General features: G+C 52.5%; 17 protein-coding genes and 1 pseudogene. 8 read left to right on the plus strand and 10 right to left on the minus strand.

The window, feature by feature from the left end; all coding sequences use genetic code 11:
- Positions 1-3: 3 nt before the first annotated feature.
- Positions 4-996, minus strand: coding sequence for a D-xylose ABC transporter substrate-binding protein (xylF, locus tag AC07NP_RS03985; RefSeq protein WP_203361189.1), 993 nt, complete (start codon positions 994-996; stop codon positions 4-6).
- A 370-nt stretch (positions 997-1,366) separates the two neighbouring features.
- Between xylF and xylA the strand changes: the two genes are divergently transcribed.
- The 3 genes from xylA (at position 1,367) to AC07NP_RS04000 (ending at position 4,746) form a co-directional block, all read left to right on the plus strand.
- Positions 1,367-2,689 carry a xylose isomerase gene (xylA, locus tag AC07NP_RS03990; RefSeq protein WP_203359615.1) on the plus strand — a complete coding sequence of 441 codons (1,323 nt, stop codon included), beginning with the start codon at positions 1,367-1,369 and terminating at the stop codon, positions 2,687-2,689.
- 74 nt (positions 2,690-2,763) lie between these two features.
- Positions 2,764-4,218 carry a xylulokinase gene (gene xylB, locus AC07NP_RS03995; protein WP_494659643.1) on the plus strand — a complete coding sequence of 485 codons (1,455 nt, stop codon included), beginning with the start codon at positions 2,764-2,766 and terminating at the stop codon, positions 4,216-4,218.
- 174 nt (positions 4,219-4,392) lie between these two features.
- On the plus strand, positions 4,393-4,746 hold the full coding sequence (locus AC07NP_RS04000) for a YiaA/YiaB family inner membrane protein (protein WP_494659644.1): 354 nt from the start codon (positions 4,393-4,395) through the stop codon (positions 4,744-4,746).
- 24 nt (positions 4,747-4,770) lie between these two features.
- Here the strand turns inward: AC07NP_RS04000 and AC07NP_RS04005 are convergent, their stop codons facing one another.
- Positions 4,771-5,766, minus strand: a complete 996-nt coding sequence (locus AC07NP_RS04005; protein WP_494659645.1) for an acyltransferase — start codon at positions 5,764-5,766, stop codon at positions 4,771-4,773.
- 178 nt (positions 5,767-5,944) lie between these two features.
- Between AC07NP_RS04005 and AC07NP_RS04010 the strand changes: the two genes are divergently transcribed.
- The 3 genes from AC07NP_RS04010 (at position 5,945) to glyS (ending at position 9,333) form a co-directional block, all read left to right on the plus strand.
- Complete coding sequence (locus AC07NP_RS04010) at positions 5,945-6,247, plus strand: YsaB family lipoprotein (protein WP_494659646.1); 303 nt, start codon at positions 5,945-5,947, stop codon at positions 6,245-6,247.
- A gap of 95 nt (positions 6,248-6,342) precedes the next feature.
- Positions 6,343-7,254 (plus strand): glycine--tRNA ligase subunit alpha, encoded by a 912-nt coding sequence (gene glyQ, locus AC07NP_RS04015; protein ID WP_006817708.1) that lies wholly within the window; start codon positions 6,343-6,345, stop codon positions 7,252-7,254.
- A 9-nt stretch (positions 7,255-7,263) separates the two neighbouring features.
- Complete coding sequence (glyS, locus tag AC07NP_RS04020; RefSeq protein ID WP_494659647.1) at positions 7,264-9,333, plus strand: glycine--tRNA ligase subunit beta; 2,070 nt, start codon at positions 7,264-7,266, stop codon at positions 9,331-9,333.
- A gap of 57 nt (positions 9,334-9,390) precedes the next feature.
- On the opposite strand, the gene cueP is transcribed toward glyS, so the two are convergent.
- From cueP to AC07NP_RS04035, 3 genes are all read right to left on the minus strand, one after another.
- Positions 9,391-9,930 (minus strand): copper-binding periplasmic metallochaperone CueP, encoded by a 540-nt coding sequence (gene cueP / locus AC07NP_RS04025; protein WP_203359621.1) that lies wholly within the window; start codon positions 9,928-9,930, stop codon positions 9,391-9,393.
- Positions 9,931-10,103: 173 nt separating this feature from the next.
- Positions 10,104-10,316, minus strand: a complete 213-nt coding sequence (gene cspE, locus AC07NP_RS04030; RefSeq protein WP_004126446.1) for a transcription antiterminator/RNA stability regulator CspE — start codon at positions 10,314-10,316, stop codon at positions 10,104-10,106.
- A 278-nt stretch (positions 10,317-10,594) separates the two neighbouring features.
- Complete coding sequence (locus AC07NP_RS04035; RefSeq protein WP_494659648.1) at positions 10,595-10,885, minus strand: HTH-type transcriptional regulator; 291 nt, start codon at positions 10,883-10,885, stop codon at positions 10,595-10,597.
- Between the two features lie 427 nt (positions 10,886-11,312).
- On the opposite strand from AC07NP_RS04035, the gene AC07NP_RS04040 reads away from it, so the two are divergent.
- Entirely contained in the window at positions 11,313-12,023 is a 711-nt protein-coding gene (locus AC07NP_RS04040; RefSeq protein WP_494659649.1) for a DUF3053 domain-containing protein, read from the plus strand.
- Between the two features lie 78 nt (positions 12,024-12,101).
- Here the strand turns inward: AC07NP_RS04040 and ghrB are convergent, their stop codons facing one another.
- The 3 genes and pseudogenes from ghrB to AC07NP_RS04055 form a co-directional block, all read right to left on the minus strand.
- The gene (ghrB, locus tag AC07NP_RS04045) at positions 12,102-13,076 is read right to left on the minus strand and encodes a glyoxylate/hydroxypyruvate reductase GhrB (protein ID WP_494659650.1); all 975 of its coding nucleotides are present in this window, start codon (positions 13,074-13,076) and stop codon (positions 12,102-12,104) included.
- A 22-nt stretch (positions 13,077-13,098) separates the two neighbouring features.
- Positions 13,099-13,212: pseudogene (locus AC07NP_RS04050) on the minus strand (hypothetical protein); the annotation flags it as partial.
- Between the two features lie 200 nt (positions 13,213-13,412).
- Positions 13,413-14,075 carry an OmpA family lipoprotein gene (locus AC07NP_RS04055; protein WP_203359625.1) on the minus strand — a complete coding sequence of 221 codons (663 nt, stop codon included), beginning with the start codon at positions 14,073-14,075 and terminating at the stop codon, positions 13,413-13,415.
- Between the two features lie 157 nt (positions 14,076-14,232).
- Between AC07NP_RS04055 and AC07NP_RS04060 the strand changes: the two genes are divergently transcribed.
- Positions 14,233-16,566, plus strand: coding sequence for a molybdopterin guanine dinucleotide-containing S/N-oxide reductase (locus AC07NP_RS04060; RefSeq protein ID WP_494659651.1), 2,334 nt, complete (start codon positions 14,233-14,235; stop codon positions 16,564-16,566).
- Here AC07NP_RS04060 and AC07NP_RS04065 read toward each other — a convergent pair.
- Together AC07NP_RS04065 and tag are read right to left on the minus strand one after the other, a co-directional pair.
- Positions 16,535-16,975, minus strand: a complete 441-nt coding sequence (locus AC07NP_RS04065) for an N-acetyltransferase (RefSeq protein ID WP_494659652.1) — start codon at positions 16,973-16,975, stop codon at positions 16,535-16,537. The genes AC07NP_RS04060 and AC07NP_RS04065 overlap by 32 nt on opposite strands.
- The gene (tag, locus tag AC07NP_RS04070; RefSeq protein WP_203359628.1) at positions 16,953-17,534 is read right to left on the minus strand and encodes a DNA-3-methyladenine glycosylase I; all 582 of its coding nucleotides are present in this window, start codon (positions 17,532-17,534) and stop codon (positions 16,953-16,955) included. Before tag ends, AC07NP_RS04065 begins: the two co-directional genes overlap by 23 nt.
- Positions 17,535-17,595: the final 61 nt, after the last annotated feature.

The raw sequence follows: 17,595 nt of genomic DNA on the forward strand, positions 1-17,595 counted from the left end.
CGCTTAAAGCTCGCTTTTCTTGTGGAACCCGTCTTTGATGACCGTTTCGGTAATATTGTCTTTGTTCACATCAATAGGTGTAAGGAGTCGGGAAGGGACATCTTTCAAACCATTGTTCAGCGTGGTATCTGCCTTGGGCTGTTGATCATTCCCCAATTCGACAGCGATTTCCGCAGCAGTGTTGGCGAGCAGGGTGATCGGTTTATACACCGTCATCGTTTGCGTTCCCGCCATAATGCGTTTGATACCGGCAAGGTCCGCATCCTGCCCGGAAATAGCGACTTTTCCTGATAAACCTTGCGCACTTAACGCCTGAACCGCACCGCCCGCCGTTGCGTCATTTGAGGCGACGACAGCATCAATTTTGTTATTGTTGGCGGTCAACGCATTTTCCATAATCTTCAACGCATTTTCAGGCAACCAGCCGTCAACCCATTGATCGCCGACGACCTTAATTTTGCCTTCGTCAATATACGGTTTTAATACTTTCATTTGCCCGGCGCGGAACAGTTTTGCATTATTATCGACAGGTGATCCTCCCATCAGAAAATAATTTCCCTGGGGTACAATATTGACCAGTGATTGAGCCTGTAATTCGCCTACTTTTTCATTATCAAAAGAGATATAAAAATCGATATCGGCATCGTTGATCATGCGGTCATAAGCCAGGACTTTTATCCCTTCTTGTTTCGCCTCTTTGATGACGTTGCTTAAGACTTGTCCGTTGTAAGGAATTATCACGAGGACGTCTACGCCACGGTTGATCATGTTTTCAATCTGCGACATTTGGGTTTCTTCATTCCCATTTGCAGACTGTACAAATACTTTTGCACCGAGCGATTCCGCTTTGCTGACGAAAATATCGCGATCTTTCTGCCAGCGCTCCAGGCGGAGATCATCAATCGCCATACCGATTTTAACTTCTTTGGCATGACCCGCGACGCTGGTGAGTAAAAGGGATGTGCAGACAGTCAGTAAAATATTTTTTATCTTCATCTTCATAATCGTGATGCCTTTTGTAGGAGAGGACGGCAGTAAAAGTAACAATCACAGCGTAAGACGTAGCAGATTTTTAACAGTTAATGCACGGAAGGCAATTATAGATTTTTATCTTCCGATTACGATTTTTGGTTTATTTCGTAATTTATGACCGGGATCTTATTTTAAATGAATTAGCGATTAACTTGCATTTAAGTTTGATATGTAACGTTTTTTTGATTGTTTGACTTTTATTTTGCGAAGTGGCGCACACTTGTGAATTATCTCAATGGCAGTGTGAAATAACATAATTGAGCAATGGTCAGGGAGTGCCCAATATTACGACATTATCAATCACCCGCCGCATTACCTGATTATGGAGTTCATTATGCAAGCCTATTTTGACCAGCTTGATCGTGTTCGTTATGAAGGCACCAAATCGACTAATCCATTAGCATTTCGTCACTATAATCCGGACGAAATCGTGTTGGGCAAACGCATGGAAGATCATTTGCGTTTTGCGGCGTGCTACTGGCATACCTTCTGTTGGAATGGCGCCGATATGTTTGGCGTTGGGTCGTTTAATCGTCCATGGCAGCAACCTGGCGACGCGATTGAACTTGCGAAGCGCAAGGCTGATGTCGCGTTTGAATTCTTCCACAAACTGAATGTGCCGTATTACTGTTTCCACGATGTGGATGTCTCACCTGAAGGCGCTTCGTTACAAGAGTACAAAAATAACTTTGCGCAAATGGTTGATGTTCTGGCGCAAAAGCAAGACCAGAGCGGCGTGAAGCTGTTGTGGGGGACGGCGAACTGCTTTACCAATCCTCGTTACGGCGCGGGCGCAGCCACTAACCCCGACCCGGAAGTCTTTAGTTGGGCAGCAACCCAGGTGGTGACGGCAATGGATGCCACCCATAAATTGGGTGGGGAAAACTACGTACTGTGGGGCGGTCGTGAAGGCTACGAAACCCTGCTGAATACCGACCTGCGGCAGGAGCGCGAGCAAATTGGTCGCTTTATGCAGATGGTGGTTGAGCATAAACACAAAATTGGCTTCCAGGGCACGCTGCTGATCGAACCCAAACCGCAGGAACCCACTAAACACCAGTATGACTATGATGTTGCTACCGTCTACGGCTTCCTCAAACAGTTCGGTTTGGAAAAAGAGATCAAAGTTAACATTGAAGCTAACCATGCCACGCTGGCGGGACACTCTTTCCATCATGAAATTGCCTCTGCTATCGCGCTGGGTATTTTTGGTTCCGTCGATGCCAACCGTGGTGATGCGCAACTGGGTTGGGATACCGATCAGTTCCCGATCAGCGTGGAAGAAAATGCACTGGTGATGTATGAGATCCTGAAAGCGGGCGGCTTTACCACTGGCGGCCTGAATTTTGACGCCAAAGTGCGTCGTCAGAGCACCGATAAATACGATCTGTTCTACGGCCACATTGGCGCAATGGACACCATGGCGCTGTCGCTGAAGGTGGCGGCGCGTATGCTTGAAGACGGTGAACTGGATAAACGCGTGGCGAAACGTTATGCCGGATGGAATGGCGAGCTGGGTCAGCAAATCCTGAAAGGTCAGTTATCACTCAGTGAGCTGTCGCAGTATGCTGAACAACGTAATCTGGCGCCGGTTCATCAGAGCGGCCATCAGGAGTTGCTGGAAAATCTGGTGAATCAATATCTGTTCGACAAGTAACCGGCTTCATTAGCTGCCCGTAAGCCCGGTAAGCGAGAACGCCACCGGGCATTTCTTTTAAAGGAATCATCGCTATGTATATCGGGATTGATCTGGGTACCTCCGGTGTGAAGGCCATTCTGGTGAATGAGCAAGGGGAGGTCGTTGCCTCACAAACAGAGGCGCTTACCGTCTCCCGGCCTCATCCATTATGGTCGGAGCAGGATCCTGAACAGTGGTGGCAGGCGACCGATCGTGCGGTAAAAGCGTTGAGTCAGCAGCACACCTTGAGCGGCGTGAAAGCCGTGGGTATCGCGGGACAGATGCATGGTGCCACGTTACTTGATAAACAACAGAAAGTATTACGCCCGGCGATTCTGTGGAATGACGGTCGCTGCGGCGAAGAGTGTGTATTACTTGAAAAACAAGTGCCAGCATCGCGCACCATTACCGGCAACCTGATGATGCCTGGTTTTACCGCGCCTAAAGTATTGTGGGTTCAACGCCACGAGCCGGAGATTTTTCGTCAGGTCGCCAGCGTGTTGCTGCCGAAAGATTATCTGCGACTGCGGATGACCGGTGAGTTTGGCAGCGATATGTCTGATGCTGCGGGTACGATGTGGCTGGATGTGGCGAAGCGTGACTGGAGTGACGTCATGCTTGAAGCGTGTGGGCTGACCCGTGCGCATATGCCCGCTTTATACGAAGGGAGCGATATCACCGGTACGCTGTTGCCAGAAGTGGCGCAGTCATGGGGGATGTCTGCGGTGCCCGTTGTGGCAGGCGGAGGCGATAACGCAGCCGGTGCTGTTGGCGTCGGGATGATGAATGCCGATCAGGCGATGCTCTCCCTGGGCACATCCGGCGTGTATTTTGCGGTGAGCGACGGCTTTCTCAGCAGACCCGAAAGCGCAGTACACAGTTTTTGCCATGCGCTGCCCGGACGCTGGCATTTAATGTCCGTCATGCTGAGCGCCGCCTCTTGCCTGGACTGGGCGGCAAAATTAACCGGGATGGCAAATGTTCCTGCGCTGATCGCCGCTGCGCAACAGGCGGACGATAACGTCGAACCTGTCTGGTTCTTGCCCTATCTTTCCGGTGAGCGTACGCCACACAACAATCCGCAGGCTAAGGGGGTGTTCTTTGGTCTGACGCATCAGCATGGCCCGGCAGAGTTGGCGCGGGCGGTACTGGAAGGTGTCGGTTACGCGTTGGCCGATGGCATGGATGCGGTACATGCGTGTGGCGTGCAACCCAGCAGCATTACGTTGATTGGCGGCGGTGCCCGCAGTGAATACTGGCGGCAGATGCTCTCTGATATCAGTGGATTGCAATTAGATTATCGCACCGGTGGCGATGTGGGACCGGCACTAGGGGCGGCGCGTCTGGCACAAATTGCAGTGAATCCCGAAAAACCGTTATCCGATTTGCTGCCGCAGCTCCCGTTGGAACAGGCGCATTATCCGGATGCACAGCGCCATGCGCGCTATCAACAGCAGCGTGACACTTTCCGCCGCCTCTATCAGCAACTCTTGCCGCTGATGTCTTAACCCGCAATCCCTTTCGGTTCGTGTCGGAAGGGATTCGCCATATCTATTAATTCATTGAATATATATAGAAATTAATATGTATGTTTTCTGATTTTCACGGTATGGCCACGCCATCGTCTTTCTCATCTCTATTTCTTGCCTTAATGTGAATCACCAAAGCATAAGGAGAGTGATATGGACGATAACATTGTGCGCAGGAAGCGGGCAGTGGGGTTACTACTGCTGGTCTGTGGAGCGCTGGTCTATCTGGCAGGACTATGGCCTGTTTGCCAAACGTTGTGCCAAAAAGGCTATTTTTTGGGCGTTATCGTCATGATGGGCTTTCCTGTGCTGATTCATTATGATCAGACCGACAGCGAACGTCTGCTTACTCACTGCAAATATTTGTTATTGTTTGGTTCGGGAATGCTGTTCGTTGGGTTATGGAATATTGAGTTGTCACCGGTGATGAAAGTGACCTGCCTGTTGGCGGTGGGAGTGTGTCTGTATGGCACGGACATGTACGCGTCATATTGTGAAAGTGAATGATGGCCGAAGCCATCATTTGTCAGCTTAGCTGACCAGCCTGCGCGTATCCACTCGCTGCAATAGCATGGAAAGTAGCAAGCTCCCTGCCAGCGTGATACTGAAAATCCAGACGATATCCAGCGGCGGCCACTGTTTCATTTCAATCCCATTGGTGCGCAACGCATGGATAATGAGCGCGTGGAATCCATAAATGCCGAGTGAATGACGCGAGATCAGCCCCAGAACCGGAACGGTTTGTTTATTCAACGTATTCTTGACCAGCGTCAGCAGCGACATCGCGAAAACAAACACCGCAGGTCCGCAATAGACATACCAGGTATCGGCAAAATTTCCTCGCCAGCGAAGTTCATACAACGTGCCGCGAGAAATCACCACCACGGCAGTAATACAAAGCAGCGCGCTTATTACGGTGAGCGCTTTTTTTTGCGTGTCCATCATGCCAATGGCCCGACCGAGCATGCCGTACAGGATGTAATAGAAGGTGTCGCCATTGATATATAAATTAATCGGTAGCCACTCAAATCCCCCTATTTTCTGCGTCACGGTATTGGGATTCGCGATGATGCCAATCATTACCATCAGTACCAGCAACATTTTTCCACTGACATTTTTGACCTGTATCAGCGGTGATACCAGGTAGATAACGGCGATCGCGAAGAAAAACCATAAATGGTAGAACACCGGTTTTTGCAGCAGATTTTTCAGCGAGAGTTCTGCGTTGATAGAGGTAAACAACACGATATATGCCAGCGCCACGCCGCTGTAGAACAACAGGCAGAGCGCAATACGTAAAAAATGACGTGGCTGGGCGCTACGTTCCCCAAAAAAGAGAAAACCTGAAATCATAAAGAAAAGCGGAACGCTCACGCGTGAAGCAGAGTTCAGGATATTCGCAAGATCCCAATTCATCGGGCTGACGCTTTGCGCATTCGTGACATACCAGGTGGTGGTATGAATCATGACCACCATTAAACACGCTATCCCGCGCAGATTATCAATCCAATATATTTTGGGCTGCATCAGTGCCTCTGTTGCTGTTCTAAAAATAGTCTGACTGGTGATTTGCCGGTGTATCTCACTGGAATAATCTGAGTTTATACGCTAAAGCTTGTGATGCGTTGGCGAGATTCGCAAAATGCGCTGGCTACGCGAACGTTAATAATAATAAGACAGACCGGCATATAAGGCGGTAATAAAAATGATGATGAAGTCTCTCTTCCCGGCCATGTTGACTCTGGTGCTGGCGGGATGTGCTGGCGAGCAACCGCCGGTGCAAAAAGCGCAGAAGCTCAAAGTAAGCCCCTTGAGAACGCTGGATATGGAAGCGTTGTGCAAAGGTCAGGCGGCAAAGCGCTACAACACAGGCCCGCAAAAAATTGATGTTACCGGCTTTGAACAGTTTCAGGGCAGTTATGAAATGCGTGGCTATACCTTCCGCAAAGAGGGTTTTGTCTGTTCTTTTGACGCGGACGGGCAGTTTTTACACCTTTCCATGCGTTAAGCCCTGCCTTTTTCCCGTTTCGTACTGTATATCTTGCAGTCAGCGGGTATACTGATCCCTTCCTTTAAATCCACACGTATCCAGCACGAAATAATATGCAAAAGTTTGATACCAGGACCTTCCAGGGCTTGATCCTGACCTTACAGGATTACTGGGCTCGCCAGGGCTGCACCATTGTTCAACCATTGGACATGGAAGTCGGCGCGGGGACTTCTCACCCAATGACTTGCCTGCGTGCGCTGGGGCCAGAACCGATGGCGACTGCCTATGTGCAGCCTTCACGTCGTCCGACCGATGGCCGCTACGGCGAAAACCCGAACCGTTTACAGCACTACTATCAGTTCCAGGTGGTCATCAAGCCATCTCCGGACAACATTCAGGAGCTGTACCTCGGTTCCCTGAAAGAGCTGGGAATGGACCCGACCATCCACGACATTCGTTTCGTGGAAGATAACTGGGAAAACCCGACGCTGGGTGCCTGGGGTCTGGGCTGGGAAGTGTGGCTGAACGGGATGGAAGTGACTCAGTTCACTTACTTCCAGCAGGTGGGCGGTCTGGAGTGTAAACCGGTGACCGGCGAGATCACCTACGGTCTGGAACGTCTGGCGATGTACATTCAGGGCGTAGACAGCGTTTACGACCTGGTCTGGAGCGACGGCCCGCTGGGTAAAACCACCTACGGCGACGTGTTCCATCAGAACGAAGTGGAGCAATCCACCTATAACTTCGAATACGCGGACGTGGACTTCCTGTTCTCCTGCTTCGAGCAGTATGAGAAAGAAGCTCAACAGCTGCTGGCGCTGGAAAACCCACTGCCGCTGCCTGCCTACGAGCGTATTCTGAAAGCCGCTCACAGCTTCAACCTGCTGGATGCGCGTAAAGCCATCTCCGTCACCGAGCGTCAGCGCTATATTCTGCGCATTCGCACCCTGACCAAAGCAGTGGCAGAAGCTTATTATGCTTCCCGTGAGGCCCTTGGCTTCCCGATGTGCAACAAAGACAAGTAAGAGGCGGCCATGTCTGAGAAAACTTTTCTGGTGGAAATCGGCACTGAAGAGCTGCCACCAAAAGCCCTGCGCAGCCTGGCGGAGTCCTTTGCTGCGAACTTTACCGCGGAGCTGGATAACGCCGGCCTCGCACACGGCAACGTTGAGTGGTTTGCTGCTCCGCGTCGTCTGGCGCTGAAAGTCGCGAATCTGGCTGAATCACAGGCAGACCGCGAAGTTGAAAAACGCGGCCCGGCGGTTTCTGCGGCGTTCGACGCTGAAGGTAAACCGAGCAAAGCGGCAGAAGGCTGGGCACGTGGCTGCGGGATAACCGTAGATCAGGCTGAGCGTCTGACCACCGACAAAGGCGAATGGCTGCTCTATCGCGCCCACGTGAAGGGCGAAAGCACCGAAGCGCTGGTGCCGAACATGGTGGCAACCTCGCTGGCGAAACTGCCGATCCCTAAACTGATGCGCTGGGGTGCAAGCGACGTCCACTTCGTGCGTCCGGTGCATACCGTGACTCTGCTGCTGGGCGATAAAGTCATTCCGGCAACGATTCTGGGCATTCAGTCCGATCGCGTGATTCGCGGTCATCGCTTTATGGGCGAGCCGGAATTCACCCTCGACAACGCCGATCAGTATCCTGAAATTCTGCGTGAGCGCGGCAAAGTCATCGCGGATTACGAAGAGCGTAAGGCGAAGATTAAAGCGGATGCAGAAGACGCTGCACGTAAGATTGGCGGTAACGCTGACCTGAGCGAAAGCCTGCTGGAAGAAGTTGCCTCGCTGGTGGAGTGGCCGGTTGTCCTGACCGCGAAATTCGAAGAAAAATTCCTCGCGGTGCCGTCTGAAGCGCTGGTACACACCATGAAAGGTGACCAGAAGTACTTCCCGGTTTACGCGAACGACGGCAAACTGCTGCCGAACTTTATCTTCGTCTCCAACATTGAGTCGAAAGATCCGCAGCAGATCATCTCCGGTAACGAGAAGGTGGTGCGTCCGCGTCTGGCTGATGCTGAGTTCTTCTTCAACACCGACCGTAAAAAACGTCTGGAAGATAACCTGCCGCGTCTGCAAACCGTGCTGTTCCAACAGCAACTGGGTACGCTACGTGACAAGACTGATCGTATTCAGGCGCTGGCAGGCTGGATTGCCGGACAGATTGGCGCTGACGTAAACCACGCGACCCGCGCGGGCCTGCTGTCTAAGTGCGACCTGATGACCAACATGGTCTTCGAGTTCACCGATACTCAGGGCGTGATGGGCATGCACTACGCGCGTCACGATGGCGAAGCGGAAGATGTGGCCGTGGCGCTGAACGAGCAGTATCAGCCGCGTTTCGCGGGTGATGAACTGCCGTCAAACCCGGTGGCATGTGCTGTGGCGATTGCCGACAAGATGGACACCCTGGCGGGTATCTTCGGTATCGGTCAGCATCCGAAAGGCGACAAAGACCCGTTTGCGTTGCGTCGTGCTGCGCTCGGCGTGTTGCGTATCATCGTTGAGAAGAACCTGAATCTGGATCTGCAGACGCTGACCGAAGAAGCGGTGCGTCTGTACGGCGACAAGCTGACGAACACCAACGTGGTGGATGACGTTATCGACTTTATGCTGGGCCGTTTCCGCGCCTGGTATCAGGATGAAGGCTACACCGTCGACACCATTCAGGCAGTGCTGGCGCGTCGTCCGACCCGTCCGGCAGACTTCGATGCGCGTATGAAGGCGGTTTCGCACTTCCGTACTCTGGAAGCGGCATCTGCACTGGCTGCGGCTAACAAGCGTGTATCCAACATTCTGGCGAAATCCGACGAAACGCTGAACGAGCGTGTGAACGCCGCGACCCTGAAAGAGCCAGAAGAAATTAAGCTGGCGATGCAGGTTGTGGTGCTGCGCGATAAGCTGGAGCCGTTCTTCGCGGAAGGCCGCTATCAGGAAGCGCTGGTTGAACTGGCTGAACTGCGTGAGCCGGTCGATGCCTTCTTCGAGAAAGTGATGGTGAACGTCGAGGATAAAGACTTGCGTATTAACCGTCTCTCTATGCTCGAAAAACTGCGTGAACTGTTCCTGCGCGTTGCGGATATTTCGCTGCTGCAGTAAGCGTTTGCTCTGATGCAAAAAAACCTGCCGAATGGCAGGTTTTTTTATGCAGAAGGGTTAGCGCAGCTGCAACGAAGTCAGGCAGGTTTGGCTGTCATTCATGGTCTTAATAGGATGAACCGCTTTCTTGCCGTTGTAGCTCACTTCAATGGCGCCCTCCATCTTGCGTGGCAGCCACACGCCGACAAAGCCGTTCTGATGGCTTTTCATCTCTTTTTGGACGACAACGTCACCCTTGTTATCCGTTACTTTCACGTTAAATGTTGTGTTCGGCATCTCTCCCCGACAGCCGGAAAGGCTGTGGTTGAAGCAGGGATGCGTTTGCTGTTCATAAGGCGCAAAGGAGAGATAGAACTTATCACCCAGCGGTAACGTGTATGTCTGGTCTCCGTCCGATAACTTCAGCTCGGTACTGGTTATGGATGCAGAGTAAGGCAGCGGGCGGTTTTGCGGAGACTGATCAATGGTTTCGACGATCTGTTCAACGGATTTACCGGCAAGCCCATGCTCTGCAAGGAATGTGGATTCTGACGTCGCGGCGAATGCGGCGCTGCTGGTGAGTAATCCCAGGCATAACAAGAGTGAGGATTTCGGCATAGCTTCAATTCCATGTGAAAAACAGGGATTTCACTATAATGCTTGCCCTAAGGGGAGGGTCAAAGGTAACGCAGGTAAAGTAATGCAAAGACGGGTGAGAGAAGGACTGTGGGATTCAGATAAAAAAAATCCCCGCCATCTGGCAGGGATCTTGAATTCTGAGCTTTTTAAGCTTACAGGCTGGTTACGTTGCCAGCTGCCGGGCCTTTAGCGCCGCTTTCGATGGTGAAGGAAACTTTCTGACCTTCATCCAGAGATTTGTAACCTTCGTTCTGGATAGCAGAGAAGTGTACGAACACGTCTTTAGAGCCATCGTCAGGAGTGATGAAGCCGAAGCCTTTATCAGCGTTGAACCATTTTACGATACCAGTCATTTTACCGGACATAGTGTATTACCTTTTAAAAAATAAGTTTGCCTTTCGGCGATATGGCGTGCTTTACAGATTTTTTAAGCGTTAAGGAAATGCGCACTACGAGGGGTATCAACGATAACTCTTGAAGGGGACTTGCCTTACTAAACTGCTTTAATGGTCTGTACGTCAAACCGTTGAGTGCATTAACTCATGTAATGCGTATTGATGCAACTTTTATTTTCTCTTTTTGGAAACTAAGCGGGAAAACGGTCCCGATGCAGGACCGTTAAGTGAGGGAGTTTGCAGGTCGCTCACTCCATCAATTGCTTACTTAATCTCGGGTTCGCCTGGATGAGACGCATCAGTTTTAACTCGGTGGCAGAAGGCTTTACGCGTTTTGACTCCCACTCTTGCACCGTAGCAACTGTCACGCCCAACGCTCTGGCGAACTCATCTGTTTGCAACCCGGTTCCTCTTCGCAGTTGTTCAAATTCGGTGAAGGGACTGGGCTTATGCGTCAGGGTCATCTTTTGATATTCATCTTTAAAAACAATCTGTTCCAGGCTGCTCAGTAGCTCAGGCATGGGATCTTTATATTCCATTGATAACTCCTATAAATCACACAGCGGGATCGTGAATTTCATCGAAGCTCATTAAGAATAGTCGGGAAAAATAGGGCGGGGAGAAAGACACAGTGTGTTATCCCGAAGTGGATTCGTTTCAGCACAAGTCCGACGCGGATCAACCGTTTTCTAATGGCCTGATATCGGTCGAGATCTGCACAGTATCAGCAACATTTGTAAAGATTACGAAATTCTTACTATATCGCGAAGGTGGGGTCAGGGACCTGGTTCCCGGCAGCGCAGGATCAGCTTTCCGCGTCTCGTTGTATTGCAGCCTTCACTTGTGTAATTTTCCGCTACAAGATTACGTGGAAAGGGTATCTTGCAAGCCTGACCTGGACTATCCTTGTGAGCGTCAGGCACGCGGGTGTCGTTGTGCGCATTTATGGGTGAAAGGAGTATTAAAATGGCGACAGGTAAGTCCTGCTCTCGCTGGTTTGCGCCTGTTGTGGCGTTATTAATGGTAGTTAGCCTGAGCGGGTGTTTTGATAAAGAAGGCGATCAGCGCAAAGCGTTTATCGATTTCCTGCAGAATACTGCAATGCGTAGCGGGGAGCGTTTACCGACGCTGACAGCCGATCAGAAAAAACAGTTTGGTCCCTTTGTTTCTGATTACGCCGTTCTGTATGGCTTTTCGCAGCAGGTAAATCAGGCGATGGATGCGGGTCTGCGCCCGGTCGTTGATAGCGTCAATGCAATCCGCGTTCCTCAGGATTACTTAACCCAACGTGAACCGCTGCGTCAGGCAAATGGTTCGTTAGGTGTGCTTGCCCAGCAGTTGCAGAACGCAAAATTGCAGGCAGATGCTGCGCATAGCGCGCTGAAACAGGCTGACGATCTGAAACCTGTTTTCGATAAGGTTTACAGCAAAGTCGTTACCGCACCGGCAGATGCGTTGCAGCCGCTGATCCCAGCCGCGCAAATTTTTACGCAGCAACTGGTACAGGTCGGCGATTTTGTGGCGCAGCAAGAGGCGCAGGTGAGCTTTGTGGCGAACGGCATTCAGTTCCCTACATCTCAACAAGCCAGCCAGTACAACACGCTGATTGGCCCGCTGGCATCCCAGCATCAGGCATTTACTCAGGCCTGGACGGCTGCGGTGAACGCGACCGAATAAACGATTAATGCCCGAGAGGATCGGGCATTGAACCCGTTGATATGAAAAAGAGGCGAGCGATTCGCCTCTTTTTTATTACTACCTTGCGACTTGCGGGTTAACGCAATTCTTCTCTACCTTGCCTTGCAGCGCATCGATTAAATTATCCACGGCGCAGGCGGCCATGTTATAGCGCGTTTCATGGGTCGCCGATCCGATGTGCGGCACCGCCACCACGTTCGACAGAGACAGTAACGGTGAGTCTACCGGCAACGGCTCTTGCTCAAACACATCCAGGCCTGCTGCGTGAATCACGCCGTTTTGCAGAGCGGCAATCAGTGCGTTTTCATCGACAACCGGGCCACGCCCTGCGTTGATGAAAATGGCGGAAGACTTCATTTTGGCAAATTGTTCTGCACCAAACAGATGATGCGTTTCTTCTGTTAGCGGCAGGATCAGGCAAACAAAATCAGATTCCTGTAACAGTGTGTCGAGGTCGCAATAGCGCGCGTTAAAACGATCCTCCGCCTCCTGATGGCGGCGACGCGCGTTATAAAGAACCGGCATGTTAAAACCGAAATGGGCACGCTGCGCCAGTGCCAGACCAATGCGGCCCATGCCAACGATCCCCACTGTTTTGTGGTGAACATCGGTACCAAACCAATCCGGGCCAATACTGTTCGTCCATTCGCCCGCCTTCACGCGCTCTGCGACGTCCACCACGCGACGTGCCGTGCTCAGGATCAGCGCCATCACCGTATCGGCAACGGTTTCTGTCAGCACGGTGGGCGTGTGCATCAGCAGTACATTGCGTGCATTCAGGGCATCCACATCAAAATTGTCATAGCCTACTGAAATAGTTGATGTTGCGCGTAGGTTCGGCATCTTCTCCAGCAATGTGCTATTGACGGCTTCATTGGAACCCAGCAGGCCTTCTGCCGTGGCAAAGGCTGTGGCGTGTTGTTCTACCGTCTCCGGACGCAGGTTTGGCACCTGCGTAACGGTGAAGTGTGCTTCCAGGCGATGCAGTAAATCGTCAGGCAACGCTTTGTAGAGAATAATGGACGGCTTCATGCAAATCTCCGTGAGTTAAAATTTACGCGTGGCGTGCGCCAACCGGCAGCTGATGATTATTTGCGGGTTTAACGATTAGAGTTAGCCATACTGGGGTAAAAAGCGCCACTCCCATAAACATGTAAGAGACGGAAGGCGTGCAGCTTTTGCTGCGTCGCTGATGGTGGGACGCGCTGATGTTGCCATAGGAGATTCCCACGCCTGAAAGAGAGAACACCTTAGCGCGTAAATTTGGCTCATCAAGTATTTTGCCCGGCAGCGGGATGCTTACCGGGCTTGCGAATGTCTACCCGAGGCCGGACAAGACGCTGGCGCGTCGTTTTCCGGCAACAAAAATTACTGAATCGGGCTTAAGGTGATTTCGACGCGGCGGTTCTGCGCTTTGCCTTCTGCGGTGCTGTTGCTGGCAATTGGGTTTGCCGGGCCCATACCGCTGGTGCGGATACGGTTAGCTTCAACACCCTGGGTGATCAGCGAGCTGGCCACTGAGTCTGCGCGCTGTTGTGACAGACGCATGTTCAGGTCCTGGCTACCGGTGCTGTCGGTGTAACCAAGGACGTTGACTGCCGTTTTATTGTACTCTTTCAGTACCATCGCGACGCCTGTCAGAGTATTGGCACCCGCTGGTTTCAGGTTGGCGCTGCTGCTGTCGAAGGTTACGTTGTTTGGCATATTCAGGATGATGTTATCGCCACTACGCGTCACACTCACGCCTGTTCCCTGCATTTTCTCGCGCAGTTTTGCTTCTTGCGCGTCCATGTAGTAGCCAATACCGCCACCTAATGCAGCTCCCGCCGCGGCGCCAATCAGTGCGCCTTTACCGCGATCCTTCTTGGATGAGGAGAGGGCGCCGACGCCAGCGCCAACCAGCGTACCAATACCTGCGCCAATACCGGCTTTACCCGCTTCGCGCTCACCGGTGTAAGGGTTTGTTGTGCAGCCTGATACCGCCAGGGCGCCGCTCACAATGGCAGCAATCACAAATACACGTTTCTTCATCTTAATTCCTTAATGACTTTTTATTCTTTACCACAGCGACCGTGGCGATTGATTATGACGCGTGAACATGAAGAAAATTCCAGGGAAGACTCTTAAATTTGTAAGTAACATTGAACGGAACAATAAAAAAGCCGCCACACCTGCAGGAGCGTCTCACTTGTCCAACGCATCATCACGCTATTCAGTACTCACCGCTGCTCACTGGGGACCCGTTCTGGTCGAGACGGATGGTAACACCGTCTTTTCGTCCCGTGGAGCATTACCTACGTCACATCCTAACTCGCTGCAAACCGTCGTGCGCGATCAGGTCCACAGTAAAACCCGGGTCCGTTTCCCGATGGTGCGTAAAGGATTCCTCGCCTCGCCAGAATGCCCGCAGGGCGTGCGCGGACAGGATGAATTTGTCCGTGTCAGCTGGGATGAGGCGCTGGATCTGATTCACGCGCAGCACAAACGCATTCGCGACAACTATGGCCCGGCGTCGATTTTCGCGGGCTCGTACGGCTGGCGCTCGAACGGCGTACTCCACAAAGCGGCGACATTGTTGCAGCGGTATATGGCACTTGCTGGCGGGTATACGGGGCATCTGGGAGATTATTCTACCGGCGCGGCGCAGGCCATTATGCCGTATGTGGTCGGTGGAAATGAGGTCTATCAGCAGCAAACCAGTTGGCCGATGATTCTGGAACACAGTGATGTGGTGGTGTTGTGGAGCGCTAACCCGCTGAATACGCTTAAAATTGCGTGGAATGCGTCGGATGAACAGGGCATCGCCTATTTTGATGCGCTGCGTAAAAGCGGTAAACGACTGATCTGTATCGATCCCATGCGATCGGAAAGCGTCGATTTCTTTGGCGATAAAATGGAGTGGATCGCCCCGCATATGGGCACGGATGTCGCACTGATGCTGGGTATTGCGCATACGCTGGTCGAAAACGGCTGGCATGATGAAGCCTTTCTGGCGCGCTGCACGACCGGATATGAGCGCTTCGCTGACTACCTGCTGGGCGCGAGCGACGGGACAGCGAAGACGGCGGAGTGGGCAGCAGAGATTTGTGGCGTATCGGCAGCGAAAATTCGCGAACTGGCAGAAATTTTTCATCAAAACACCACCATGTTGATGGCCGGTTGGGGCATGCAGCGCCAGCAATTTGGCGAGCAAAAACACTGGATGATCGTCACGCTTGCCGCCATGCTTGGGCAGATTGGCACGCCCGGCGGCGGTTTTGGTCTGTCTTATCACTTTGCCAATGGCGGTAACCCGACGCGACACGCGGCGGTACTGGCTTCCATGCAAGGAAGCCTCAAGAGCGGGATCGATGCGGTGGATAAAATTCCGGTAGCGCGCATCGTGGAAGCGCTCGAGAACCCCGGCGGGTTTTACCAGCATAACGGTATGGACCGCCACTTCCCGGACATTCGCTTTGTCTGGTGGGCGGGCGGGGCGAACTTTACCCATCACCAGGACACGAATCGCCTGATTCAGGCCTGGAAAAAGCCGGAACTGGTGGTGATCTCCGAATGTTTCTGGACGGCGGCGGCAAAGCACGCGGATATTGTGTTGCCAGCCACGACCTCCTATGAACGCAACGATTTAACCATGACCGGGGATTACAGCAACCAGCACCTGGTGCCCATGAAGCAGGTTGTGCCACCGCGTGATGAAGCACGCAATGATTTTGATGTGTTTGCTGCGCTGTGCGAGCGCTGGGAAGCGGGCGGCTATGCGCGTTTCACCGAAGGAAAAAGCGAGCTGGAGTGGCTGGAGACGTTTTACAACATTGCCGGGAAACGCGGCGCCAGTCAGCAGGTAACGCTGCCCCCATTTGCATCGTTCTGGGCCGAGAACACTTTCATTGAAATGGCGGAATTCCCGGCCAATGCGCAGTTTGTTCGCTTCGCCGATTTTCGTCGTGATCCCAGGGCTTATCCGCTAAAAACAGACAGCGGCAAAATTGAGATCTACTGCCAGCGAATTGCCGGTTACGGTTATGCCGATTGTCCGGGACATCCGACGTGGCTGGCACCGGACGAATGGCACGGTAACGCTGAAGCGGATCAACTGCAGGTTTTATCTGCGCATCCGGCGCATCGCTTACACAGCCAGCTCAACTACAGCTCACTGCGCGAGCAGTACGCGGTGGCCGGGCGCGAGCCGATCACACTGCATCCACGGGATGCTCAGGCGCGGGGCATTGCCGATGGCGATACGGTGCGGGTCTGGAATCAGCGTGGACAAATCCTTGCGGGCGCGGTGGTAACGGAAGGGATTAAGCCTGGCGTTATGTGTATTCACGAAGGCGCGTGGCCAGACCTGGATAACACAGCGGGGGGAATGTGCAAAAATGGCGCGGTAAACGTGTTGACCAAAGATCTCCCCAGCTCGCGGCTGGGGAATGGTTGTGCAGGTAACACCGCACTGGCACGGGTGGAGAAGTACACCGGTCCGGCGTTGACGCTTACGGCGTTTGATCCGCCCGCCAACTCATGATCCAGGTCGGATGCCGGGTATCTTCCTGCCATGCGCTGTCTTCAATACGAAAACCCATCGCATGGTAGAAATTCACGGCAGACTGATTTTTCTGGTAGACCTCCAGACTGAGAACCGGAAAGCGCTGTTGAACGAACTGAACCAGCGCTTTACCGATCCCGCTTCTGATGGCCTCTGGCGCGACAAACAGCGCGCCCAAAAATCTCGCCTCCATGACGCTGGCGAAACCTTTCAGAATGCCGTCTTCTTCCCATACCCAGGTTTGCGCAGCAGGCAAATAGACATCGCGCACTAAATGCTCGCTCTCATGCCAGTAGCGCGCTTCAATGAACGGGTGGGCGTAAAGGGTGCTCTTCATCCATAGCGCCAGTAGCGACGCCATATCGTTACTCTGAGACTCGCGAATCATGAGGTTCTCCCGGATGGCAAAAACAGCCGGTCACATGGTCATTGACCAGTCCGCACGCCTGCATAAAGGAGTAGCAGATAGTGGTTCCGACAAACTTAAACCCACGTTTTTTTAACGCCTTAGAGAGCGCATCGGAGGCGGGGGTGGATGTGGGTATCTCACTCAGTTCGGCGGCACGCGTCACCTGTGGCGGGTTATCAACAAACGACCAGACAAAATCGGCAAACGATTCACCGTTTTGCTCCATGGCAAGGTAAGCCCGGGCATTGCCGATGATGGCCTGAATTTTTCCACGATGGCGAATGATGCCGGCATCCTGAAGCAGGCGTTCGACGTCCTCTTCCTGCATGGCCGCTACGCGAACGGGATCAAACTGATAAAAATTAGCGCGATAGTTTTCACGCTTTTTCAACACGGTTATCCAGGACAACCCAGCCTGTTGCCCTTCCAGGCAGATCATTTCGAACAGTTTTTTGCCATTGGTTTCGGGGACGCCCCATTCCTTGTCGTGATAAGCAATGTAAAGGGGATCCTGACTGACCCAGCCACAACGCTGCATATTCTTCCTCGCTTTTGACTACCGTAAATATTTCATTCGGCTCGCCTTGACGCGCCAGCTA

It is taken from the genome of Citrobacter sp. GW821-FHT07H02, assembly GCF_059418505.1.